This is a genomic window from Trinickia sp., from assembly GCF_051953955.1.
Taxonomy (GTDB): Bacteria; Pseudomonadota; Gammaproteobacteria; order Burkholderiales; family Burkholderiaceae; genus Trinickia.
The window spans coordinates 23,379-47,579 of the sequence record NZ_JBQCIF010000019.1 but is presented as its reverse complement, the minus strand read 5'-3'; the positions used below and the strand labels follow the sequence as shown (position 1 = coordinate 47,579).

Below are 24,201 nucleotides of genomic sequence, written 5' to 3'. Positions count from 1 at the left end.
GGGCATGGTCAGCACAGCCGCCCCTCAAGACAACATCAGCATCCAAGAAGCGCTTGCGCGTGCCTACGCGCATTGGAACGCAGGCCAAGCGCAGCAGGCCGAAATGCTGGCGCAGCGCGTGCTCGCCGCCTGGCCGGGCCAGCCCGATGCCCTTCATTTGCTTGGGCTGATGGCCCATGCCTACGGCAACTTGGATCTGGCGATCTCGCACCTGAGGCAGGCTTGCCTCGCCCCGCGCGCACCGGCCGTCTATTCCAGCAATCTCGCGGAAATGTATCGCCAGAAGGGCATGCTGCCGGAAGGCGAGGAAGCCGCGCAGCGCGCCGTCGCAATGGACCCGATGCTCGTGTCCGGATGGAACAACTTGGGCATCGTGCTGCAGGAAGCCGGCAAGCTCGAGCATAGCCGCGCGTGCTTGGAGAAGGTCATCGCGCTCAATCCCGAGTGGCCCGACGCTCGGAACAACCTCGGCAATACGTGGCGGCGACTCGGGCAGATGGACCGCGCCGAGGCTTGCTATCGTGAGGCGCTCGCGCTCAATCCATCCTATGCGGAAGCGCACAGCAATCTCGCCTACCTGCTCTCGACACAAGGCCGCTACGACGAAGCCGCCCGGCATGCGCGGGAAGCCATCGATCTGAATCCTCGCCTCGTCGACGCGTATTTGAACCTGGCCGATGTCGAGATGTCCCGCCAACGCCACGATGCGGCACTGCGCGCATTGGATATGCTCGGCGCTTTCGCTCCCGAGCATCCGGCTGCGCTCACTGCGCGCGCGAAGGCGCTCAGACAGATCGCCCATATCGACGAGGCGCTCGTCATCGCGCGGCATGCCGTGGCGCTTGCGCCGCGCAACGCCGAGGCGCAGTACACGCTTGCGCTGGCGTTGCAAGATCTCGGCCTGACCGATGAAGCGCTCGCCGCCTACGAGCAGGCGGCGACATTGCCCGGCACGGTAGCGGAGGCGGCGCTAGTGGGACGCGCCACCTTGCTGATCGAGGCGGGGCGCCGCGACGAAGCGCTGGCGGCATTCGAGCAGGCGCTCGCGCAGTTCCCGGAATCCGCGCAGGCGCTCGCGGCACGCGCCGAGCTACGCACCTTTACTGCCGACGATCCCGACATCGGAAAGCTGGAGGCGTATCTCGCTCACGGCGAACGACGCCCGCTCGTCGATCGCATCGCGGCGCACTTCGCACTCGGCAAAGCCTACTTCGACATCGACGATCCGGAACGGGCGTTTCGTCATCTAGAAACCGGCAACCGCGGCAAACGTGCTTCGTTCGACTATGACGGCGACCAAATCGGCCGCTGGATGGAAGACATCGGGGCGGTTTTCACGCCGGAACGGTACGGCAGGCTCGCGGGGCTCGGCCAACCGTCGACGTTGCCCGTCTTCATCATCGGCATGCCGCGCTCGGGCACCACGCTCATTGAACAAATCCTCTCGTCGCACCCGCGGGTGACGGGCGCGGGCGAGCTGTCCGCGCTGCGCTTGTCGATCGACGAACTCGGCCCATTCCCCGACTGCGTCGTTGCGCTCGACCGAGAGCCCGGCGCCGAGCAGCGATTGCGCCAGTGCGCGCAGGCCTATTTGGCCCGCGTGGCTCCGCTTGCCGGAGGACGACCGTATGTCGTCGACAAAATGCCGGGCAATTTCTTGTATGCCGGCATGATCCCGCTGATCCTGCCGGGCGCCCGCATCATCCATGTTCGACGCGACCCGGTCGATACGTGCTTGTCCTGCTACACGAAGCTGTTCGCCGGACACCAGCCGTTTGCCTATGACCTCGCCGAGCTGGGCGCGTTCTACCGCCGTTACGAACGCTTGATGGCGCATTGGCATGAACTGCTGCCTCGCGAGGTGCTCATCGAAACGGAATACGAGGCGGTGGTCGACGATCTCGAAGGCGAAGCGCGGCGGTTGATCGACTGGCTCGGGCTGCCGTGGGACGATGCCTGCCTGGACTTTCACCGCAACCGTCGAGTGGTCCGCACGGCCAGCGTCAACCAAGTGCGCCGGCCGATCTACCCGACTTCGAAGGGCCGCTGGCGAGCCCATGCGCGCTATCTCGGTCCCTTGCTCGAGGTGCTGGGCGTCGAGGCGACGTGATGTCCGATCCCGACAGCGATATCCGCGCCGTCGAACTGCGGATTCGTCCGCTGCTCGCGTCGGGACGCTACGAGGAGGCCGAGGCGATCGTGCGGCCCTATCTGGCCTCGGGCAGAGGACCGCTCGCACTCTGGAAGCTGCTCGCGGCGGCGCTTCGTGCGCAAGGACGCATCGCCGAGACGCGCGCGATCCAGGAAATGCTGGTGGAGCATGCGCCGGGCGATCTCCCGACGCGGTTCGACCTCTCCGAGACTTTGCTGCTCTCGGGCGAGTTCGAACGCGGCTGGCGCGAATACCGCTACCGCTATAGCCTCGCGCATACGGCCCCTATCGAGCGCAAGGTGCAACTTCCACGCTGGGACGGCCGCGCCATGCCCGGCAAAACGTTGCTGATTCACGACGAGCAGGGTTACGGCGATACGTTCCAGTTCACTCGCTTGGTGCCGCGGGCCAAGGAAAAGAGCGGTGCCCGGGTCGTCCTCGAAATCAACGCCGAATCGCTTTCGCTCGTACGGCGCGGCACGGGTTTCGACGAGATCATCGAGCGCGGGAGCCTGCCGCCCGCGTTCGACATGCACTGCGAGATGATGAGCTTGCCGATGGCCTTGGGGCTGCGTCTGGACGATCTGCCCGGGCCGATGCCCTACCTGAGCCCGGACCCGCGGCGCGTCGAGCGATGGCGACAGCGGTTGGCTGCCCTGCCCCGCCCGTTGGTCGCACTCGTTTGGGCGGGGCGGCCCACCCACCCCAACGATGCGAACCGCTCGCTGAACCTGGCCGAGCTCGCACCGCTCGCGCAGGCGGACGTCAGCTTCGTGTCGATTCAAAAAGGCCCTGCCGCCACGCAAGCCGATACACCCCCCGACGGTATGCGGCTCTTGTCGCTGTCCGACGAAATCGGCGATTTCGAGGACACGGCGGCAATCCTTTGCATTGCCGATTTGTTGATTTCGGTCGATTCGTCTCCCGTCCACCTCGCGGGCGCACTGGGGCGGCCCGTATGGGTCATGCTGCCGAAAGTCCCCGACTGGCGCTGGCTGCTCGAGCGAACGGATACCCCATGGTATCCGCGGATGCGGTTGTTTCGTCAGGCCACGCGTACGGACTGGAGCGGCGTCGTTTCGCGGATGGCCGCCGAGCTCACGCAATGGACAGTGCAATGAGATTGCCGCGCCGCCGCGCACGCCGGTACGGTGACCAGTCCCATCGCATCGCGTACCGCCGCGCAGCCGTCTCGCCGGATGGGATGTTACCCAGGGTGCGACATCTTTGGACTCTTCTTATGGTGCTCGCGCCGGTTTCGTTGCTGGGCGCGCTGTCGGCATGCGCCGCGCTCGATCCCGACGCGCACGCGAATGCGCTCGCCGAACCAGCTCACCTGCGCCGCCAACTCGTCGATGCCGGCCCCTTCGTGCTGACGGCTTTTTCGCGCATCTCGCAGCCTCGCAAGCCGCTGCGCGTCTACATCGAAGGCGACGGTGCCGCGTGGCTCTCGCGCACGGAGCCTGCGCTCGATCCGACACCGCACCAAGCGATGGGGCTCGCGCTCGCTGCGAAGGACCCCGCGCCGAACGTCGTTTATTTGGCCCGCCCTTGCCAGTTCACGCCGATGGCGATGAACGCGCGATGCACCGTTGCCTACTGGACCGGCAAGCGTTTCGCGGCAGACGTCATCGAGTCCATGAACACGGCCGTCAGCCGCTTTGCCGCGCTCACGCCCGGACAGCCCGTCGAGTTGGTGGGTTACTCGGGAGGGGGCGCCGTTGCGGTACTGATTGCGGCGCGCCGTACGGACGTCGATTCGATTCGCACGGTGGCCGGCAATCTCGACGACGAATTCGTCAATCGACTGCATGACGTATCGCCGATGCCCGAGTCGGAAGATGCGATCGATTTCGCCCACCGGGTAGCCAGCATTGCACAGGTGCACTTCAGTGGAGCCAAGGACGATGTCGTCCCGCCGTCGGTGGCCGAGCGCTTCGTCGACGCCACGGGCACGCGATGCGCGCAGGCATTGACCGTTCCCGGCCTGGCTCACGACAGCGACTGGAGCCAGCGCTGGCCGGCACTGCTGAACATCGTACCGACTTGCCGCCCCATGGATTGAAGCATCGATACACCGCTAGGCCCGGCGGCTCTTTCCCCTCACGCCGCCACGTACCCCAAACTCGTTGCCGCTCGCCCCGCGAGCCTCAGGAGTTTCTCGTCGCTCACGGGGGCGGTGGGCACGACATAGAGGTCCGCCATATCGGTGACCGGCTCGCTGAACGGCGTCGGCTCGCGGCGCTGGGACGTCAGGAAGTCGCCGATGGGCGAGGCGTCGTCCAAGCCGAGAAAGGCGCCGATGCGCTCGGCCGTCGTATCCGAGTCCTCGACAAGGTGGCGATACGCGATCGTCAGTTGCTGCTCGGCCGGCAATTCTTCGAAGAAATCGAGAATCTCCGTCACGTATTGCCCCCATACACGCACGCCATCGTCGAACGCGCCGATCCAGCGCTTGCGGACAAGCGAGTTCGCCACGCGCCCCGGATCACGGTGGATGTGAATGAACCGCGCCGTCGGCAGCAGTTCGCGTATCAGGCGCAAACCCGAACCGGAACGCGGCAGGCGTTCGACGCAGCCCATGCGGCCCGACAGCAGCGTCGGGTCCGCGTAGGGAGGATGTTTGTCGCCCCAGATCGGGGTGGTGATGTCGAGCTCGTCGCGGTAGAAACGCTCGATCCAGCCACCCAGCGTGCGGCGGCTGAACGCGAGGAAGCGATCGCGCAGCGGCGGGCTGAGCAGGTCCGGACGTGCGCTGCCCACGTCGAGCGTGTCTTTGAGCAGCGCAAACACGCGGCATTCGTTCGTCAAATGAATGAGCGGGTGAGCATTGAGCACGCAACAGAGAAAGGTCGTTCCCGACCTCGGCGAACCTACGACGAACAGCGGGAAGGATTCCATGGTTGAACCTTTGAAGGGTCGAGCTCGGAGCGGCGGAAAACGGCCGAAATCGGGTCAACGATTCCTGACAGCTTGGCTGCACACATCCTTTCAGATGGGCGACAAACCTGAACACTAGACGCTCGGCGGCTCCGCCAAACGACTGCTTTGTATCCGCGCGTTACGGTGTAACCGTTGATGGCCGGCGCGCCGGCTCGCATGAACGCCGATTGTTAGGAATGTAATGAGCAGCAAGAATCCGCCCCCCGCGGCGGCAGCCCGCATGGGCAATTCGTCTGGATTTTGATGGGAGGCGGTCGAGCGCCTGAGGCGATCGACCGCGCGGGTCAATCCGCTTTCAGTTCTTCGGCGTGCAACCGGCGCTCGGCGATGGGCAGACTCAAATCCTGCTGCATCTGCGCAGCCAGGTAATCGCAGGTCGGGCGGTTGGATTTTGCGCTGCGCGCGACGACGATATCGAGCGGTTCGATCTCCGGCAACCCATGCCGCCCCGCGAGCACGCTCAGCCGATCGGGAATACTGCAACGAGCCAAGGCCGATACGGCCAGCCCGGCATCCACGGCCGTCAGCACACCCAGCATGCTCGCGCTGCTGTAGGTCGCACGATAAGGCAGTGCCGCCCGATCGAGCGCCGCAACGGTGTTGGCTCGGGCCATACAGCCGGGCTCATAGAGCGCGACCGGCAGCGGACGCGCCTGCCACAAGCGCGGGTCGTCGGGCTTGCCGACCCACAACATCGGCTCACGGCGGATGAAATCCCCGTTCAAGCGCAGGCTGCGATCACGCGTGACGAACGCGAGATCGATGAGGTTATCCGCAAGCATCGGTGCGAGCGCCGTGCTCTGAGCGCAGATCACCGTGACTTCCACGGCCGGATACATCGCGGAAAAGCGCCGCAGCACGGGCGGCAGCAACGAAGAGATGTAGTCGTCCGGGCCGCCCAACACGACATGCCCCGAAATTTCGGGCCGCGCCACGGCCGCCCAAGCCTCGTCCTGCAGCGAGCGCATGCGGCGGGCGTACTCGAGCAGCGTTTCGCCGGTGCGGGTCAACGACAGATTGCGCGTATCGCGAACGAATAGCGGTTTGCCCACGATGCGCTCGAGCCGTTTGATCTGCATGCTGACCGCGGCCTGCGAACGGAAGACGACTTGAGCGGCCTTCGTGAAGCTGCCCAGTTCGGCGGCGGCGATGAAGGTCTTGAGCAGATCGGAATCGAAATCGGGCGACATGATCGAATTATTCAATGCAGCTGATGAGTGGCGTAAGTTTTATTCGTTTGAGTTGGCAAATCAAGCTCGCGATACTGAGGCTCCGCCCAAGGAGTCTTCATGCAGAACTCGGTCCCCGGACAACGCCCTTCTTCTCGCGAGGGCGTGCTCGGCTTTTCGGTCGCCGCCGTCTTGATGGGCACCATGGGAGTCTTCGTCGAACAAGCGGGGCTCGATCCGGTCACGACGGTGTTCTATCGATGCGTCTTCGGCCTCGCGACGATGGCCGCGTACTGCGCATGGAAGGGCTATTTCCGCAGCCAACGCTTCAGCCGCCGCTTGATCGGCTTGGCGTTGCTGTCCGGCGTCCTGATGGTCTCGCAATGGGTGTTCTTCTTCGGCTCGCTCGAGCGCGTCGGAATCGCCGTGTCGACGGTCGTCTTCCACGTCCAGCCGTTTTGGGTCGTGTTGCTGGGCGCGCTCGTCTTCCGCGAGCACGTCAGCGCCGCAAAATTGGCGTGGATCGGTATCGCGTTCGTCGGCTTGGCCCTGGCAGCCGGCATCGGTCGCAATACGCTGTCCGCGGATTCGGCTTATTTGACCGGCATCGCGTTCACGCTGATCGCATCGGTCCTCTACGCCGGCGTCACGCTGATCGCAAAGGCACTCGGCGATCTACGGCCGCATTTGCTGACGATGATCCAATGCGCGGTGGGCGTGATCAGCCTGCCGTGGCTGGCGCCATCCGGCGCGACGACGCACATAGCGCTTCACCAGTGGGGGTGGCTGGCGGGGCTTGGCGTCATCCATACGGGGCTCACATATGCGCTGATCTATGGCGCCGTGCCGAAGATGCCCGTATCGGCGATCGCCGTGCTTCAGTTCATTTATCCGTTGACTGCCGTTCTGGTCGACTGGCTCGTGTACGGACGGGCTTTGACGCCCCTGCAAGGATTAGGCGTCGGGCTCATCGTACTGGCCAGCCTCGGCGTCAATCTCGGATGGTCGCCGAACGGGCGCCTCTTGCGCCGCCTACGTCCGTTGCGCTGAGGGACGCCTCGAACTGGTGCGCCGTTCGTGCGCCATAAAAGTGCATCAGCTCAAATCATGTGCATCCGACGCACCAGTCACGAGCGCGCGCTCTTCCCCAAGCGGCAACGACGTCGCTTCGTTATGGTGCGCCCATGCCCGTCCCACGGTGGCTCCGCCCCATATGCGAACACCGATTCCCCGACTTGGTACGAGACTTGCATACTGCGCCTATTTTTTGCTCACAACGTGACCCATGAATGACCTGAAATCGGGCAGCGACACACTCTTCCTGTTGCTAGGCGCCGGGATGGTGCTCGCGATGCATGCAGGCTTCGCGTTCCTCGAGCTTGGCACGGTTCGCAAGAAGAACCAGGTCAATGCACTCGTCAAGATTCTCGTCGACTTCGCCGTGTCGACGATCGCGTACTTCTTCATTGGCTACACGATTGCCTACGGGGTTCAATTTTTTGGCAGTGCCGCCACGCTCGCCGAGCACAATGGCTACGCCCTCGTTCGCTTCTTCTTTTTGCTGACGTTCGCCGCGGCGATTCCGGCCATCGTCTCAGGCGGGATCGCGGAGCGCGCCAAGTTCAATCCGCAGCTGTGCGCCACGTTCGTCCTCGTCGGCTTCCTCTATCCGTTCTTCGAAGGCATCGCCTGGAATGACCGGTTCGGCATCCAAACTTGGCTGACGGCGGCCCTCGGCGCACCGTTCCACGATTTCGCGGGCTCGGTGGTCGTGCATGCGTTCGGCGGCTGGGTGGCGCTGCCGGCCGTGCTGCTGCTCGGCGCGCGCCGCGGCCGCTATCAACGCGACGGACGCATCGCAGCGCACCCGCCGTCGAACATCCCGTTCCTCGCGTTGGGCGCGTGGGTGCTCGCCGTGGGCTGGTTCGGCTTCAACGTCATGAGCGCACAGACGATCGATAAAATCAGCGGGCTCGTCGCCGTCAATTCGTTGATGGCGATGGTCGGCGGCACGCTGGCCGCATGGCTGGCCGGACGCAACGATCCGGGCTTTGCCTACAACGGCCCGCTCGCGGGGCTCGTTGCCGTCTGCGCCGGCTCCGACGTCATGCATCCGATCGGCGCGCTCGTGACCGGCATCGTCGCCGGCGTTCTGTTCGTCTATATGTTCACTTGCGTGCAAAACCGTTGGCGAATCGACGACGTCCTCGGCGTGTGGCCGCTACATGGCATGTGCGGCGCCTGGGGTGGCATTGCCGCGGGCATCTTCGGCGCGAAGGCACTCGGGGGCGTCGGCGGCGTCTCGTTGACGGCGCAAGTGCTCGGCACCCTGGCCGCCATCGTCGTTGCAACGGCCGGCGGTGCGATCGTCTACGGCGTGCTTCGGGCCACGGTGGGCATCCGGCTCGATGATGAAAGCGAGTTCGACGGCGCGGACCTTTCGCTTCACAAGATCAGCGCGACGCCGGAGCGCGAAACCGTCGTTTGAATGAGCTACCCGAGGTGCGCGAAGGACGAGGCTTGCGCGCACCCGCTTTGCCGCCCTCACCGAATCGGTGAGGGCGCGCTAGTCGGCGTCTTCGCCGATGCTCTCACCGAAGTTGTTGCGCACCCGCTGAAGCAGATGGATCAGCGTGTCGCGCTCCTGCGCCGACAGCCCACGCAATCCCTCCTCCGCCACCTCGTCCCCCACTTGCAGCACGCGCGGGAAAATCGTGCGCGCCTTGCGGGTCAAACGAATCACGAAGGCGCGGCGGTCCTCGCCGCTGGCGACGCGCTCCACCCAGCCGCAGCTTTCCATCCGATCGAGCAGCCGCGTCAATGAAATCGGCGTGATTTCCAAGAGTTCGGCGAGACGCGCCTGGTTCATCTCGCCCTTCCAGTTCAGGTACGCCAACACGCGGCTTTGCGCGCGCGTCAGCCCGAGCCGCTTCGCCCGTTTGTCGAACAGACGCCCGCACAACCGCCCCGCGTCGGAAATCAGAAAGTTCAGCCGGCTCTCGTAGCTTTTGTCCATGCGCGGATTATAGGGGAGCGAGTCACGCCGCTTTCAATGCCTCGGTTCGAACACATCTCATGCACTAACTTATAATAAGCATGCTTACTAACTGAAGATCGCGCAAGGCTCCTCGCCGATCACAGGAGACGCTCGTTGGATGCACCGCTTTCCGCCGCCAAGCCGCGCCCGCCGCTGAATCGGCCGATGCTGACCGTTTCGATCATGCTCGCGACGCTGATGCAAACGCTCGACAGCACGATCGCGAACGTCGCGCTGCCGCACATGCAAGGCAGCCTCTCGGCGTCGCAAGACGAGATCACTTGGGTGCTGACGTCGTACATCGTCGCCGCGGCGATCGCGACACCGCTCACGGGCTGGCTGTCGGATCGCTACACGGTGAAGCGCCTGTTGACGCTATCGATCGTCGGCTTCACCGTCGCATCGGCGCTGTGCGGCTTGTCCGAGACGGTCGCGCAAATCGTCGTGTCGCGCCTGCTGCAGGGCGTCTTCGGCGCCGCGCTCGTGCCGCTGTCGCAGTCCATCCTGCTCGACGTCAATCCGCGCGAGAAGCAAGGCCAGGCGATGGCGGTCTGGGGCATGGGCGTGATGGTCGGTCCCATCATCGGGCCCACGCTCGGCGGGTGGCTCACCGAAAGTTACTCGTGGCGCTGGGTGTTCTTCATCAATTTGCCGATCGGCATGCTTGCCTTGGCCGGTGTCGCGGCGTTCTTGCCCGCGAAGGAACCCAAGCACGGCGTCACGTTCGATGTGTTCGGCTTCGCCACGCTCGCACTCGCGATCGGCGCACTGCAGGCGATGCTCGACCGCGGCGAGCAACTGGACTGGTTCGGCTCGAAAGAGATCGTGACGGAAGCGCTCCTCGCGGCGATCAGCTTCGCATTCTTCGTCGTCCATACGGCCACGGCCGGCAAAGTATCGTTCTTCAAGCGCGAGCTGCTGCGCGATCCGAATTTCGCCGTCGGCACGTTCTTCATCTTCGTCGTGGGGGCCGTGCTTTATGCCACGCGCGCGCTGATTCCGCCCATGCTCCAGAATCTGATGGGCTATCCCGTCGCCACGGCCGGTCTCGTCACGGCACCGAGCGGTGCGGGAACGATGGTCGCGATGCTGCTCGCCGGAAAGCTGCTGCGCCGCGTCGATGCGCGCCTGATGCTGCTCGCCGGCATGGGCATTTCCGCGCTCGCGCTGTGGCAGATGATGCACTACACGATCGTGCTGTCGCCGTCCGACATCGTATGGCCCGGCGTCATCCAAGGCTTCGGGCTCGGTCTCGTGTTCGTGCCGCTCAGCACGCTCACGTTTTCGACGTTGACGGCGGAATTGCGCGCCGACGGCACGGCCACCTACAGCTTGATGCGAAACATCGGCAGCAGCATCGGCATTTCGATCGTGCAGACGCTCATGACGCGCTATACGCAGGTGTCGCATGCGGATCTGGCCGCGCACGTCACCGTGTTCGATTCGACCGTTCGAACACTGCTCGCATCGGGCTCGAAGCTCGGCATCGCCCTGCTCGATCAAGGCATCACTCAGCAGGCGGCCATGATCGCCTATGTCGACGACTTCAAGCTCATGTTCATCGCCACGCTGCTGGCGATCCCGCTGCTCGTGCTCATTCGCTCGCCCCACTCCGCTTCGACGGACGAGGCCGCGTCGCACGCCGCACTCGATTGACAGATCGGCTCGTCCAGATTTTTCTTGAAACCCCCGGCCCAATGTGTAATGATAATCGTTCTCATTTGTATTATTAACTTCGATTGCGCGTCGCGCGCGTCGTCAAAAAAACGGCTCCCGCCGGCAAGCGGCCGAGCCCATATCGACACAGGGGTTTTCTTACATGCTGACGAAGACACCGCTCGCGCGGGCGCTTCCGGGGGCGTTCCAATTGGCGCTCGCGTTACACACGGCAATTCCTCTCGCGGCCCACGCGCAAGTGGCTTTTGCACCTACCGCTCCCGGCAATTCGCCGCAGAAAGATGCGGCAGCCTCGGAGCCGCAGCAAGCAGCTTCATCGTCGAGCGAGGCGTTGCCTACCATCGCAATCAGCGGCAGCAAATCGCATCGCGACTTCCTCACCGATAAATCCTCGGTCGGCGGCAAGGTGCCGACAGCCCAGCGCGACATCGCGCAATCGGTCACGGTGATCAACCAAGCCCTCATGCAATCGCAAGGCGCCACGTCGTTCCAAGACAGCTTGCGCAATGCGCCGGGCATCACGATCGGCGGTGCCGAAGGCGGCCAGATCGGCAACAACATCAATCTGCGCGGCTTCACGGCGCAAAACGACATCTACCTCGACGGCTTCCGCGATCGCAACCAGTACTATCGCGACACGTTCGATCTCGAGTCGGTCGACGTGCTGTACGGCCCCTCGTCGATGCTGTTCGGACGCGGCTCGACCGGCGGCGTCATCAATCAGGTCAGCAAGCAGCCGACGCTCAAGGCATCGGGCGAAATCTCGACGACGATCGGCACCAGCGACCGCTATCGAACCTCGGTCGATCTGAACCATCCGCTGACGGACACGGCTGCGTTCCGCGTCGATGCATTCGGCCAGTCGATCGGCTCGACGCGCGATGAGATGAAGAACAAGGACTACGGTGTTGCGCCGTCCGTCCGCTTCGGCATCGGCACGCCAACGGAAGTCACGATCTCCGCCCTCGTTCAGCACAACTACGACATGCCGGACTACGGCGTGCAGTCGATCAACGGCCATGCATTCGCGCCTTCGATGCACACCTATTACGGGCTGACCGACGATCGCACGATCCAGGACGTGCAGTCGCTCAGAGCGCGCATCGATCACAAGATTTCCGATTCGCTGTCGATATCGAACCAGACGCAAATTTCTCACTCGATGACCGATGCGCGCGAGAGCGCCGCCCGTGCCGTGCTCACGGGCCCATCGGCTTCGAGCACCGCACTCTCGAACGGCAACTTCACCTCGCTCCCGCTGCAAGACCTCTACGTGCAGTTGCAGAGCCACGACCGCGTGATCCAGAATCGCTCGATCAGCAACGACTCGATGGTCCGCTATCGATTCGCCACGGGCCCGATCGGCCACGACTTGATCGCGGGCGCCGAGTTCGGCTACGAGCGTTACGGCAATCAGCAATACACGCGCAACAACATGCCGGTCGTATCGCTGATCGATCCCGTTTATGAGAGCACACCCGCGAACGTCACGCAGTCGGTCGGCAACTATGCCTCGTCCGGCGCGACGTCGCTCGCCGTGTACCTGAACGATACGGTCTCGATCGGCCAGCATTGGAAAGTCATCGGCGGCCTGCGCTGGGATCGCTTCCAAGCTCACATCAGCAACACCGTCAACGCACCGGGCTATGCGGCTCAAACGAACTACTTCACGAGCGTGCGGGCCGGCGTGATTTACCAACCAACCGATTGGCAGTCGTACTACTTCTCGTACGGAACGTCGTTCGACCCCTCGCTCGAAGCCCTGACCGTCACCAACTTGACGCAGAATCTCGCGCCGGAGCACACCCAGTCGTATGAAGTCGGCGGCAAGTGGGACTTGCTCGGCGGCACGCTCTCGGTCACCTCCGCGCTATTCCAGGAAGAGATGGACAACGCGCGCACGCAATCGTCGTCGGGCGAATACACACTTAACGGCGACATCCGCGTGCGCGGCTTCCAGGCTGGCGTGACCGGCCATATCCTGCCGAACTGGCAGGTGTTCGGCGGCTACACCTATATGGATGCGATGGTCCTGCGCGCGCTGGACGGCACGCAAGGCCATACGCCAGCCAACACCCCGCGCAACACGCTGACGCTGTGGAGCACGTACAACCTCTCGCCGCATTGGGAGATCGGCGGCGGCCCGACCTATATGTCCGCGCGCTATGCGGCCAACACGAACTACGTGCAAGTGGGCGGATACACGCGCTGGGACGCGATGGCCGCCTATCACGCGAAGAAGTGGGACGTTCGCCTGAACCTGCTCAATTTGACCAACAAGTTCTACTACGACGCCTTGATCCAATCCGACGGCGGCCGCGCGGTGCCCGGCATCGGCCGCACGCTGCTCGCGACGTTCGAGTATCGGCTCTGAGCGAACCTCCCGCCGGGCGGCCCGAACATGCTCCGCCGAGCAGCACCCGGTGGCCCCCTTCCCCGTCAAGGAAAGATCGTCATGCTGCTACAGATCCCCGGCGTGCTGAACGCCGAACAGATAGGAATCGTGAGAAGCCGGCTCGACGCCGCGGGCGACGCCTGGGTCGACGGCCGCGCGACGGCCGGCTACTCGGGCGCGCCCGTCAAGCGCAACGAGCAGATCGCGGAGCACACGCCGATCGCGCGCGAGCTCGGCGACATCGTGCTCGCCGCACTCGAACGCCACCCGCGATTCATCAGCGCCGCATTGCCGAACCAGGTCTATCCGCCGCTCTTCAACCGCTACGAAGGCGGCATGGCATTCGGCAATCATGTCGACGGCGCCGTGCGCGTGCTGCCGAACGGCATCAAGCTGCGCACGGACGTTTCCGCCACGTTGTTCCTGTCCTCTCCCGACGAGTACGACGGCGGCGAACTCGTGATCGAGGACACGTACGGCACGCACGCGGTGAAGCTGCCGGCCGGCGACATGGTGCTCTACCCCGCCAGCAGCGTTCACCGCGTCACGCCCGTCACGCGCGGCGTGCGCGTGGCCAGCTTTCTCTGGGTGCAAAGCCTCGTGCGCAGCGACGCACAGCGCGCCCTGCTGTTCGACATGGACAACGCGATCCAGCGCCTGAACGCAACCGAGGCCGACACGCTGGCCCGGCGCGATCTGGTCGGCTGCTACCACAACCTCTTGCGCCTCTGGAGCGAACCATGACCCCATCGGAAACGGTGCGAAAGCCGGACCGGCCGCCGTGGCGTAAAATACGCGCTTTCCCGACCCTACCCAACGACATGTCTCTCGCCTCCACTCCCGAGATCATCGCCGAGCTCAAAGCCGGCCGAATGGTGATTCTCGTCGACGAAGAAGATCGCGAAAACGAAGGCGACCTGGTGCTCGCAGCCGATTTCGTCACGCCGGAAGCGATCAATTTCATGGCGCGCTACGGCCGCGGCCTGATTTGTCTGACGCTCACGCAGGAGCGCTGCAAGCAGCTGAACCTGCCGCTCATGACGTACCGCAACGGCACGCAATACGGCACGGCCTTCACGGTCAGCATCGAAGCCGCCGAGGGCGTGACGACGGGCATTTCGGCAGCCGACCGCGCCCGCACGATCGCCGCCGCCGTCGCGCGCGACGCCCGAGCCGAGCACATCGTCCAGCCCGGCCACGTATTCCCGATCATGGCGCAGCCCGGCGGCGTGCTCGTGCGGGCAGGCCATACGGAGGCGGGCTGCGATCTGACGGCGCTCGCCGGGCTCTCGCCGGCCGCCGTCATCTGCGAAATCATCAAGGACGACGGCACGATGGCGCGCCTGCCCGATCTGATGGAATTCGCGGCCCAACACGGCATCAAGCTGGGCTCGATCGCCGATTTGATCCACTACCGCAGCCGCACCGAATCGATCGTCACGCGCGTGGCCGAGCGCACGATGCACACGGCTCACGGCCCGTTCCGCGCGATCCTCTACCAGGATCAGCCGAGCGGCTCGCCGCACCTCGCCCTCGTGCGCGGCACCCCCACGCCCGAGCAGGACACGCCCGTGCGCGTGCACGAGCCGCTGTCGGTGCTCGATCTGCTCGAGGTCGGCACGTCCACGCATTCCTGGACGCTCGACGCCGCCATGAAGGAAGTCGCCGAGCGCGATCTCGGCGTCGTCGTCATGCTCAACTGCGGCGACACGAAGGATCATCTGGTCGACGTCTTCAAAGCATTCGACGAAGAAGAAAAAGCCGCGCAACTCAAGCGCAGGCCGGTCGACTTCAAGACCTATGGCGTCGGCGCTCAGATCCTGCGCGATCTGAACGTCGGCAAGATGCAGGTGTTGTCGAATCCGCGCCGGCTCGGCAGCATGTCGGGCTACGGCCTCGAAGTGACGGGCTTCGTGCCGATGCCGGGCGCCCCGGTGCGGCCTGGCGCATAATCGCGGGCAGTGCGGCGGCGCACGCCACCCCCTTTCTACGGATCTGTTATGGAAATCGGACAATACCAACCGAATCTCGACGGCGACGGCCTGCGCGTCGGCATCGTGCAATCGCGCTTCAACGAACCCGTCTGCAACGGCCTCGCCGACGCCTGCATCGAAGAGCTCGAGCGTCTCGGCGTTGCGGGTGAAGACGTGCTGCTCGTCACCGTTCCCGGCGCGCTCGAAATCCCGCTCGCGCTGCAAAAGCTCGCCGAGAGCGGCCAGTTCGATGCGCTGATCGCGCTCGGCGCCGTCATCCGGGGCGAGACCTATCACTTCGAGCTCGTCTCCAACGAAAGCGGCGCGGGCGTCACGCGCATCGCGCTCGACTTCGGCATCCCCGTCGCCAACGCCGTGCTGACGACGGACACCGACGATCAGGCCGTCGCGCGCATGACCGAGAAGGGTCGCGATGCCGCGCGCGTGGCCATCGAGATGGCGAACCTCTCGGTTGCGCTCGAACAGCTCGGCGGCGATGAAGACGAAGACGAGGACGAAGAAGAAGAGGACGAGGCATGAAGAGCGCCCGCAGACGCTCCCGCGAATTGGCCACGCAGGGGCTGTATCAGTGGCTGCTGTCGGGTGCGCCCGCCGGTGAAATCGACGCCCAGCTGCGCGGTGCGCAAGGCTTCGACAAGGCCGATCAGGAACACCTCGATGCCTTGCTGCACGGCGTGATCCGCGAGAGCGCCGTGCTCTCGGCCGATCTCGCGCCGTGCCTCGATCGCCCGATCGAACAGCTCTCGCCCGTGGAACGGGCCGTGCTGCTCGTGGCGGCGTTCGAGTTCAAGCATCACGTCGACATTCCGTATCGCGTCGTCATCAACGAAGCCGTCGAACTCGCAAAGACGTTCGGCGGTTCGGACGGCTACAAGTATGTCAACGGCGTGCTCGACAAGCTCGCCTTGAAGTTGCGTACCACGGAATCACAGGCAGGGCGCGCCAACCGCTGAGCCCTCGCCGGCAAGTCCTCATCGGCGCGCCCCGCTACCCGCGGCGCGCGCCGATGAATCCGGAACCAACAAGATGAACATCGCCGCAGAACCGCGCACCAAGCTCGCCTCGCGTGTCGACGCGATCGCTCCGTTCTACGTCATGGAGCTGGCCAAGGAAGCTCGCCAGCTCGAGTTGGCGGGGCGCCATATCATCCACATGGGAATCGGCGAGCCCGATTTCACGGCGCCCGAGCCGGTCGTCGAAGCGGCCGCGCAGGCGCTTCGGCGCGGCGTGACGCAATACACTGGCGCACTCGGCATCGCGCCGCTGCGCGAAGCCATCGCCGCTCACTATCAGCGCACCTACGGGCTCGTCGTGGATCCCGCGCGCATCGTCATCACGGCCGGTGCGTCGGCCGCGCTGCTGCTGGCTTGCGCGGCGCTGGTGGACCGCGACGACGAAGTGCTGATGCCCGATCCGTCCTATCCGTGCAACCGTCACTTCGTCGCCGCGACGGAAGGCAGGCCCGTGCTCGTGCCGAGCGGCCCCGAGGTGCGGTATCAACTGACGGCCGCCGACATCGAACGTCTCTGGGGAGCCAAAACGCGCGGTGTGCTGCTCGCCTCGCCGTCGAATCCGACAGGCACGTCGATCGAGCCTTCGGAGCTCGAGCGCATCGTCAAAGCGGTGCGCGAGCGCGGCGGCTTCACGATCGTCGACGAAATCTATCAAGGGCTGTCCTACGACGCGCGCCCCGTGTCGGCGCTATCGTTCGGCGACGACGTGGTCACGGTCAACAGTTTCTCGAAGTACTTCAACATGACGGGCTGGCGGCTCGGCTGGCTCGTCGTGCCGCCGTCGATGATCGAAGCGTTCGAAAAGCTCGCGCAGAATCTGTTCATCTGCGCGTCGGCGCTGGCCCAGCATGCGGCGCTTGCCTGCTTCGAGCCGGAAACGATCGAGATCTACGAAGGAAGGCGCCTGGAATTCAAGCGCCGGCGCGACTTCATCGTGCCTGCTCTCGAGCGGCTCGGCTTCAAGGTGCCCGTCACGCCCGACGGCGCGTTCTACGTCTATGCCGATTGCCGCGGCGTGCCGCATCCGGCGGCCGGCGACAGCGCCGCGCTCACGAAAGCGATGCTTCACGATGCCGGCGTCGTGCTCGTCCCAGGGCTGGACTTCGGGCAACACGCGCCGCGCGATTACATTCGGTTGTCGTATGCGACGGCCTACGCGTCGCTCGAGGAAGCCGTCGAACGCCTGGCGCGGCTGTTCGGGCATTGAAACGCGGCACATAAAAAAAGCACCTCGCGAGTCGTCTTGTCGCGGAGCGGGATGCAAATCCCACTTCGAAAGACAGCTCCGAGGTGCTTTTTTATTTATTTCGCGGCAGGCACGTCTTGCGAGAGTCGTGCGAGATCAGGCGCCGAATTCCACTTGCACGCCGTCACGGTGCGGCGTGCTCGCGTTGACGTTGGCGCTATCGCCGTCCGATGCCGGCGTCGACGATGCGTTGACGCCGCTCGTCTTCGCGGGCGCCGCAGCCGGATGGCTGCCATTGCTGCCGTTGAGTGCGACCTGAACGCGCTTCGTTGCGGCGAGCACCGGCTTTTGCGGCGCCTGCGGCGCGTTGATCGGCACCTGACGGCCGCGCGCCACGTCGCGCAACCGGGCGCGTTCGGCGAGCACCTTGGCGCCATAGCCCCCATCGTCCGGCGAAGTCGAACCGACGTACAACCGCAAGCCGTCGGCCAGCGAACCGCCGCGTGCGATGCAATCTTTCAGGACGACCGCGCCCACGGTGATGTTCGCGAGCGGCTCGAGCGCCGCACCGGTCCCGCCGACGTACTGAAACTTGTCCGAGTGAACCTTCGACATGACCTGCATCAGGCCCTGCGCCCCTACGCCGCTTTCCGCATAGGGATTGAAGCCGGACTCGATCGCCATCACCGCGAGCAGCAGCAGCGGATCGAGGCCGATTTGGCGGCCCGTGTCGAACGCGGCCTTGACGAGGTCGCCGACGGGTTCCTGCGCGACGTGATAGCGGCGGGACAGATACGACGTGACGAGCGCCTGCTCGCGCGCCGAGACGAGCACGCGATCGTCGCGCGCGTCGGCGGAAACCGGCTGCGACGAGATCATTTTCGCGAGCAAGTACAAGTTCGACGGCGTGATGCTCGCGGGGAGGTGCGTGTCCGCGGCCGCAGGGGCGGCGGCCATCGACAGGCCGCTGGCACCGCTGCCGTCGAACGCGCCGTCGTAGCGCGTGTTGTCGAGCGAGAGCCCTTCGTCCATGCCGCTCGCGCTGGGCGACGGCGTGCCGAACGCAGGCAGCGGATGTCCGCTCAAGAGCCGCGCGGGGCCCGCCTGAACCGCGGCTTCGATGAACGGCATCATGCGCGCCGCCAACGTGCCGCGCAGGCCCGGCCACATCCACAATGCAAGACCGGCCAGCACGGCGCAGACGCCGACGATGCTGAAAAGATGGTGACTTACACGCGTCCCGCGGCGCAGCACGGATCGAGCCGCTGCACCGAAACTGCCCTGGGGACGCCACGATAACCAAGTATTCATTCAGTTCTCCCATTGAGCATGGCACGTCTCGACGGGTGCGGCGGCGCGCGAAGCGCCTGTCGAGCGGGCCAAGGCGTCGCGGGCCTTGGTCGGACCTCGGGAACGCCGGGATACGGCACCCTACCGCGCTTGGCGGTAGCGAACCGTGTGGAGAGCCACATCGGAGCAAAAGGACCGGCGACGTGCCGACGGCACGCACACAGGTGGCTCTCACGCAAAAGCCGGCGTCAACGCGCCGGCGCAATGACAACTATTGGACCGTTAGAGCGCCGTGCAGGGCGGCGTACGGTGACGCGACACTTCGCGTCTCGAGCTGGATCGAGGGCAAGAAACTACCAAAACTACTTGGCCCTGCAGCCAATGTGGGACGGATTCTAGCAGGCTTTTATAGATCGTCAATGCTATAAAATCTCAGAATCATAACAAAATGTAATTAAGGAACCTCGCCGCGGCGCCGATAACCACGCCCGGCTTGCGTTTTGACTATTTTGCGATGTCGCCGCGAAAGAAGGCGTCCTTGCTTTCCGCAGGTAAAATCGTCGCCTGCTGGGTGCCGACCATCGAAGCGGCACCGCTGGTCAACCAACGAAACTTATGAAATACAAGGACTTGCGGGACTTCATCGGCCGGCTGGAAACGCTCGGCGAACTGCGGCGCGTGTCCGAAAGCGTCTCGCCCGTGCTCGAGATGACCGAGCTTTGCGACCGCGTCCTGCGCGCCGGCGGGCCGGCGCTGCTGTTCGATGCACCGGCAGGCCACGCCATGCCCGTGCTCGGCAATCTGTTCGGCACCACGCGCCGCATCGCGCTCGGCATGGGTATCGACGAGACCGCGGCCGCCGAGGAAGGCGCCGCGCTGCGCTCGCTGCGCGACGTCGGGCGGCTGCTGTCGGCCCTGAAGGAGCCGGAGCCGCCGAAGGGGCTCAAGGATGCCGGCAAGCTGCTGACGCTCGCCAAGGCCGTCTGGGACATGGCGCCGAAGACGGTCGGTGCGCCGCCGTGTCAGGAGATCGTTTGGGAAGGCAACGACGTCGATCTGGCGCGGCTGCCGATTCAAACGTGCTGGCCCGGCGATGCCGCCCCGCTCGTCACCTGGGGCCTCACCGTGACGCGCGGGCCGAACAAGCCGCGCCAAAACCTCGGCATCTATCGGCAGCAGCTGATCGGCCGCAACAAGCTGATCATGCGCTGGCTCGCGCACCGCGGCGGCGCCCTCGACTTCCGTGAGTTTGCGTTGGCCAACCCGGGCAAACCGTATCCGGTCGCCGTCGTGCTCGGCGCGGACCCTGCGACGATGCTCGGCGCCGTCACGCCGGTGCCGGACACACTGTCGGAATACCAGTTCGCCGGGCTGCTGCGCGGCGCGCGCACCGAACTCGCGCGATGCCTGACGCCGGGCCTCGAAACGCTGCAAGTGCCGGCGCGCGCGGAAATCGTCCTCGAAGGCTTCATCCACCCGCAGGAGCGCGAGCCGAGCGGCGCCTCCGCCGGGGCGCCGCCGCGTCCGTCGAAAGGGGCGACGGCGCGGTACGAGCATGCGCTCGAAGGCCCCTATGGCGATCACACGGGCTACTACAACGAGCAGGAGTGGTTTCCGGTCTTCACGGTCGAGCGCATCACGATGCGACGCGACGCGATCTATCACTCCACGTATACGGGCAAACCGCCCGATGAGCCCGCCATGCTCGGCGTCGCGCTGAACGAAGTGTTCGTGCCTCTGCTGCAGAAGCAGTTTCCCGAGATCACCGATTTCTATCTGCCGCCCGAAGGCTGCAGCTATCGGATGGCCATCGTGCAGATGAAGAAAAGCTACGCAGGCCATTCGAAACGCGTGATGTTCGGCGTCTGGAGCTTCTTGCGTCAATTCATGTATACGAAGTTCATCGTCGTCGTCGACGAAGACGTCGACGTGCGCGATTGGAAGGAAGTCATCTGGGCGATCACGACGCGTGTCGACCCGGCGCGCGACACCGTGCTCGTCGAGCGCACGCCGATCGACTATCTCGACTTCGCCTCCCCCATCGCGGGCCTCGGCTCGAAGATGGGCATCGACGCGACCAACAAGTGGCCCGGTGAAACCGATCGCGAATGGGGACGCCCCATCGCGATGGACGCCGCGGTGAAGACGCGCGTCGACGCTTTGTACGAACGTCTGGGGCTCGCGCGCTGAATCGGCGCCGTGGCCGCGCCATGTAACCGTCCGAGGACATCGCCATCATGACCGCTGCTCACGCTTCCCAAGCCGCCGTGACGACCTATCGCGGCCCGGCCGTCGAAAACCGGCATCATGCGCATGTCGCCGTCGTCGACGGCGCCGGCCGCCTGCTCTTGGCGTTCGGCGACCCGCATCGCGCCACGCTCCCGCGCTCGGCCGTCAAGCCAGCGCAAGCGCTCGCCGTCTTGGAGACGGGCGCGCTCGAGCGCTTCGGCTTCGACGAGACGGATCTCGCCTTGATGTGCGCATCGCACAGCAGCGAGGATCGTCACATCGCCCGTGCGCGCGCCATGCTCGCGAAGGCGCACGTCACCGAAGAAGAGATGCGCTGCGGCGGCCACCCCCCGATCTCCGAGGCGGTGGAGCGCGCGTGGATCAAACGCGATTTCGTTCCCACGCCGGTCTGCAGCAACTGCTCCGGCAAGCATGCGGGCATGCTCGCGGCCGCGCTGGCCATGGGGCAGACGACGACGAACTACGAGCGCCCCGAGCATCCGCTGCAGCAGCGCGTGAGGCGCACGATGGCCGAGCTCGTGGACCTGAACGAAGCCGATATCGCCTGGGGCACCGACGGCTGCAATCTGCCGACGCCGAGCTTTGCCCTGGACGGGCTCGCGCGGCTGTTCATGAAGCTCGCGCACGCAGCCGACAAGGCTGCGCGTGGTGAGCCTGCGTCCACGCGCGATGCCGCGCTCGCGCGCATCTGCGGTGCCATGACGGCGCATCCCGAATATGTCGCGGGCGAAGGGCGGTTTTGCACGGTATTGATGAGCGCGTTCGGCGGCAACGTCGTCGGCAAAGTGGGTGCCGAAGGCAGCTATGGGCTCGGCGTGCGCGCCGGGGCGCATGGGGTCGACGGCATCGACGGGCCGATCGGATTGGCGGTCAAGGTGGAAGACGGCAACGGCGCGATGCTGACGGCCGTGGTCACCGAACTGCTCCACGAGCTCCGCATCGGTACGCCGTCGCAACGCGCCCAGCTCGATGCGTTCCGCGCACCGACGATCAAGAACACGGTCGGGCTCGAAGTCGGGCGCACTGAAGTGAGGCTCCCGCTCACACGCCAGGCGACATAACGATCGCATTCGTCGATCCGAGCGCCGAGGCCCCGCCTCCGTAAACGCCGACGGCGCAACCCGGCACGAGGCCGGCGTTGCGCCGTAGACGGATGGCACGCTTCGTCGTCAGGCGGAAAGCGCCCGGCGGCGATCGGCCGCGTTACCAGCCGCGGTAATAAGGATGGTGGTGCCAATGATGGTAATAGCCGCCACCGCGCCAGTAACCGCCATAGACCACCGGCGGGGGCGCGTAGTACACCGGCGGCGGCGGCGCATAGTACACGGGAGGGGGCGGCTCGTAGTAGACAGGCGGCGGCGGTGCATAAACCGGGTAGGCAGGCGCGACCGGGACACCGATGCCGATGCCCACGGACACGTGCGCTTGGGCCGTCGCGGCGAACCCCGCGCTCACTGCTGCGACGGCAATCAACGAAACGAGCTTTTTCATTTCTATCCTCTGGCGAATGCGCGGTCGCGTTGCCCTGTCCCTGTGTCGGGCGGCACGACCGCAATCTACGCATTTCAATGTATAGAAAAAGCGCGGCCGGAGGGGGTGGCATTTGTTGCAAAATGCAATCGGGGCGCGGCTGACGAGCCGTGAGAGTCGGCGCCCGCCAACCGTGGCGAGGCGCGACAGGTGAAAATTTACCGCTTTGGGGCCGAACGGTCGGGTGCCGTCGGTAATGTTTAATTACAAATTGCTCATCCGACCTTCACGTAGGTGAACTCGCGTGTGATGCTGGGCGGCACGTAGGCCTCCCCGATCTTGACACGCGGCGTCAACCGCTTCTTCTGGTCCCACCAAAGACGACGCTGCGTGCGACTCAGAAACCGCAAATGCTTGCGGTAGGAAAAAACGTTCATCGTGACCTCCCAGGCATGGCTGCGACGCAAGAACGAAGAACGAAGCGCATCGGTCTGGCCCCTTCTTGTGACTGCCGAATGCGCATCTCAATACGACGCCGGAAACATATCGACGAAAATCGGCACGAACCCCCGTTGCAGAACGTCGCGCGAAACGCTATGTGAAACGGGTGCATCCATGCGAAGGACGGATGGGCGATACTGGCGACTTTATCGCTCGCGACCGCAGCGCGCCGCCGGCGCGGTGCCCCTTTTTACCATGCCGCTTCCCGCCCTTCCCCGCCTCGGCTTCGTCGGTGCCGGCCGCTTGGCGCGCTGCCTGGCCAAGGGCTTCGCCCGCGCGGGCTATCCCGTGGCCACGGTGACCGCGCGCTCGCCCGATTCAGCTGGCAGGCTCGCCGGGAGCCTGCCGCTGTGCCAGGCCGTCGCCGATGCACAAGCCGTCGTCGATTCCTCCGACCTTGTCTTTTTAGCGGTTCCCGATGACAGCATCGGTACGATCGCGAACAATCTGACGTTCGACATGCGCGACGGCCGCTCGGTCGCGCTCGTGCACTGCAGTGGGGCTGCGAGCGTCGAAGTGCTCGCGTCGGCGCGGGCGCACGGCGTATCGATCGGCGGATTCCATCCGCTTTATCTGTTCAGCGGCGACGAGGCCGATCTCGAGCGAATCTCAGGCTGCTCGGTGACGATCGAAGCGCGCGACGATCTCGCGCAGCGGCTCGAGGCGCTCGCCCGTTCGCTCGGCTGTGAAATACTGACGCTGGCCGGCGCGCAGCGATTGCTTTACCACGGCGCGGCGCACTACGCGGCGAGTTTCGCGCTCGCCGCGCTTGCCGAGGCCGCCGACGTGTGGCGCACGCTCGGGTTCGACGACGATCAAACATTGCGCGCGCTGCTACCCATGCTGGCCGGAACGGCCGAGGCCGCGCGGGCCAAAGGCTTGCCGGACGCGCTGGCCGGCCCGGTTTCGCGCGGCGACGCGGTCGTCCTCGAGCGTCAACTCGCGGCCTTCGAAGCGCTCGGAGGCGACCATGCGACGCTCTACGCACTGCTGACGCGACGTGCGCTGTCGCTCGCACGATCGAGAACACGGCCGCCGGCCTCGATCGACGCGATGACCGAGGCCGTGGAAGCCGTGCTCGAGCGCTCGCTCGCACGAGGTGCAAGCGCCACGTAAGCCGTGTT

21 protein-coding genes are annotated in these 24,201 nt (G+C 65.1%); 15 read left to right on the top strand and 6 right to left on the bottom strand.

Features of this window, described 5'->3' with window-relative positions:
- Positions 1–4: 4 nt before the first annotated feature.
- The 3 genes from ACTHNZ_RS03545 (at position 5) to ACTHNZ_RS03535 (ending at position 4,217) form a co-directional block, all read left to right on the top strand.
- On the top strand, positions 5–2,110 hold the full coding sequence (locus tag ACTHNZ_RS03545) for a tetratricopeptide repeat-containing sulfotransferase family protein (RefSeq protein ID WP_440541113.1): 2,106 nt from the start codon (positions 5–7) through the stop codon (positions 2,108–2,110).
- On the top strand, positions 2,110–3,273 hold the full coding sequence (locus ACTHNZ_RS03540) for a glycosyltransferase family 9 protein (RefSeq protein WP_440541112.1): 1,164 nt from the start codon (positions 2,110–2,112) through the stop codon (positions 3,271–3,273). The genes ACTHNZ_RS03545 and ACTHNZ_RS03540 overlap by 1 nt, the downstream gene beginning before the upstream one ends.
- Before the next feature lie 119 nt (positions 3,274–3,392).
- On the top strand, positions 3,393–4,217 hold the full coding sequence (locus ACTHNZ_RS03535) for an alpha/beta hydrolase family protein (RefSeq protein ID WP_440541111.1): 825 nt from the start codon (positions 3,393–3,395) through the stop codon (positions 4,215–4,217).
- Between the two features lie 38 nt (positions 4,218–4,255).
- Here ACTHNZ_RS03535 and ACTHNZ_RS03530 read toward each other — a convergent pair whose 3' ends face one another.
- Together ACTHNZ_RS03530 and ACTHNZ_RS03525 are read right to left on the bottom strand one after the other, a co-directional pair.
- The gene (locus ACTHNZ_RS03530) at positions 4,256–5,053 is read right to left on the bottom strand and encodes a sulfotransferase family protein (protein ID WP_440541110.1); all 798 of its coding nucleotides are present in this window, start codon (positions 5,051–5,053) and stop codon (positions 4,256–4,258) included.
- Positions 5,054–5,379: 326 nt separating this feature from the next.
- A complete protein-coding gene (locus tag ACTHNZ_RS03525) occupies positions 5,380–6,285 on the bottom strand; it encodes a LysR family transcriptional regulator (RefSeq protein WP_440541109.1) in 906 nt (301 codons plus the stop codon).
- 99 nt (positions 6,286–6,384) lie between these two features.
- Here ACTHNZ_RS03525 and ACTHNZ_RS03520 point away from each other — a divergent pair, with 99 nt between their 5' ends.
- Together ACTHNZ_RS03520 and ACTHNZ_RS03515 are read left to right on the top strand one after the other, a co-directional pair.
- Positions 6,385–7,314: a DMT family transporter gene (locus ACTHNZ_RS03520; RefSeq protein ID WP_440541108.1), complete on the top strand. Its 930-nt coding sequence runs from the start codon at positions 6,385–6,387 to the stop codon at positions 7,312–7,314.
- Positions 7,315–7,549: 235 nt separating this feature from the next.
- A complete protein-coding gene (locus ACTHNZ_RS03515; protein WP_440541107.1) occupies positions 7,550–8,752 on the top strand; it encodes an ammonium transporter in 1,203 nt (400 codons plus the stop codon).
- A 78-nt stretch (positions 8,753–8,830) separates the two neighbouring features.
- On the opposite strand, the gene ACTHNZ_RS03510 is transcribed toward ACTHNZ_RS03515, so the two are convergent.
- On the bottom strand, positions 8,831–9,280 hold the full coding sequence (locus ACTHNZ_RS03510; protein ID WP_440541106.1) for a MarR family winged helix-turn-helix transcriptional regulator: 450 nt from the start codon (positions 9,278–9,280) through the stop codon (positions 8,831–8,833).
- Positions 9,281–9,466: 186 nt separating this feature from the next.
- Between ACTHNZ_RS03510 and ACTHNZ_RS03505 the strand changes: the two genes are divergently transcribed.
- The 7 genes from ACTHNZ_RS03505 to ACTHNZ_RS03475 all read left to right on the top strand — a co-directional run bounded on the left by ACTHNZ_RS03505 (position 9,467) and on the right by ACTHNZ_RS03475 (position 17,587).
- Entirely contained in the window at positions 9,467–10,957 is a 1,491-nt protein-coding gene (locus ACTHNZ_RS03505) for a DHA2 family efflux MFS transporter permease subunit (RefSeq protein ID WP_440541132.1), read from the top strand.
- A gap of 163 nt (positions 10,958–11,120) precedes the next feature.
- The gene (locus ACTHNZ_RS03500) at positions 11,121–13,352 is read left to right on the top strand and encodes a TonB-dependent receptor (protein WP_440541105.1); all 2,232 of its coding nucleotides are present in this window, start codon (positions 11,121–11,123) and stop codon (positions 13,350–13,352) included.
- Positions 13,353–13,433: 81 nt separating this feature from the next.
- Positions 13,434–14,117 (top strand): Fe2+-dependent dioxygenase, encoded by a 684-nt coding sequence (locus tag ACTHNZ_RS03495; RefSeq protein ID WP_440541104.1) that lies wholly within the window; start codon positions 13,434–13,436, stop codon positions 14,115–14,117.
- A 77-nt stretch (positions 14,118–14,194) separates the two neighbouring features.
- On the top strand, positions 14,195–15,325 hold the full coding sequence (gene ribBA / locus ACTHNZ_RS03490; protein WP_440541103.1) for a bifunctional 3,4-dihydroxy-2-butanone-4-phosphate synthase/GTP cyclohydrolase II: 1,131 nt from the start codon (positions 14,195–14,197) through the stop codon (positions 15,323–15,325).
- A gap of 48 nt (positions 15,326–15,373) precedes the next feature.
- Positions 15,374–15,886 carry a 6,7-dimethyl-8-ribityllumazine synthase gene (gene ribH, locus ACTHNZ_RS03485; RefSeq protein ID WP_440541102.1) on the top strand — a complete coding sequence of 171 codons (513 nt, stop codon included), beginning with the start codon at positions 15,374–15,376 and terminating at the stop codon, positions 15,884–15,886.
- Entirely contained in the window at positions 15,883–16,320 is a 438-nt protein-coding gene (gene nusB / locus ACTHNZ_RS03480) for a transcription antitermination factor NusB (RefSeq protein WP_440541101.1), read from the top strand. The genes ribH and nusB overlap by 4 nt, the downstream gene beginning before the upstream one ends.
- Positions 16,321–16,393: 73 nt before the next feature.
- Positions 16,394–17,587, top strand: coding sequence for a pyridoxal phosphate-dependent aminotransferase (locus ACTHNZ_RS03475; RefSeq protein ID WP_440541100.1), 1,194 nt, complete (start codon positions 16,394–16,396; stop codon positions 17,585–17,587).
- Positions 17,588–17,722: 135 nt separating this feature from the next.
- On the opposite strand, the gene ACTHNZ_RS03470 is transcribed toward ACTHNZ_RS03475, so the two are convergent.
- Complete coding sequence (locus tag ACTHNZ_RS03470; protein ID WP_440541099.1) at positions 17,723–18,877, bottom strand: transglycosylase SLT domain-containing protein; 1,155 nt, start codon at positions 18,875–18,877, stop codon at positions 17,723–17,725.
- A 594-nt stretch (positions 18,878–19,471) separates the two neighbouring features.
- On the opposite strand from ACTHNZ_RS03470, the gene ACTHNZ_RS03465 reads away from it, so the two are divergent.
- Both ACTHNZ_RS03465 and ACTHNZ_RS03460 read left to right on the top strand, forming a co-directional pair.
- The gene (locus ACTHNZ_RS03465) at positions 19,472–21,046 is read left to right on the top strand and encodes a UbiD family decarboxylase (protein WP_440541098.1); all 1,575 of its coding nucleotides are present in this window, start codon (positions 19,472–19,474) and stop codon (positions 21,044–21,046) included.
- 47 nt (positions 21,047–21,093) lie between these two features.
- The gene (locus ACTHNZ_RS03460; RefSeq protein WP_440541097.1) at positions 21,094–22,167 is read left to right on the top strand and encodes an asparaginase; all 1,074 of its coding nucleotides are present in this window, start codon (positions 21,094–21,096) and stop codon (positions 22,165–22,167) included.
- Between the two features lie 142 nt (positions 22,168–22,309).
- On the opposite strand, the gene ACTHNZ_RS03455 is transcribed toward ACTHNZ_RS03460, so the two are convergent.
- Both ACTHNZ_RS03455 and ACTHNZ_RS03450 read right to left on the bottom strand, forming a co-directional pair.
- Positions 22,310–22,597, bottom strand: coding sequence for a hypothetical protein (locus ACTHNZ_RS03455; RefSeq protein WP_440541096.1), 288 nt, complete (start codon positions 22,595–22,597; stop codon positions 22,310–22,312).
- Between the two features lie 254 nt (positions 22,598–22,851).
- Entirely contained in the window at positions 22,852–23,013 is a 162-nt protein-coding gene (locus tag ACTHNZ_RS03450; RefSeq protein ID WP_440541095.1) for a hypothetical protein, read from the bottom strand.
- 259 nt (positions 23,014–23,272) lie between these two features.
- On the opposite strand from ACTHNZ_RS03450, the gene ACTHNZ_RS03445 reads away from it, so the two are divergent.
- Complete coding sequence (locus ACTHNZ_RS03445; protein WP_440541094.1) at positions 23,273–24,193, top strand: Rossmann-like and DUF2520 domain-containing protein; 921 nt, start codon at positions 23,273–23,275, stop codon at positions 24,191–24,193.
- Positions 24,194–24,201: the final 8 nt, after the last annotated feature.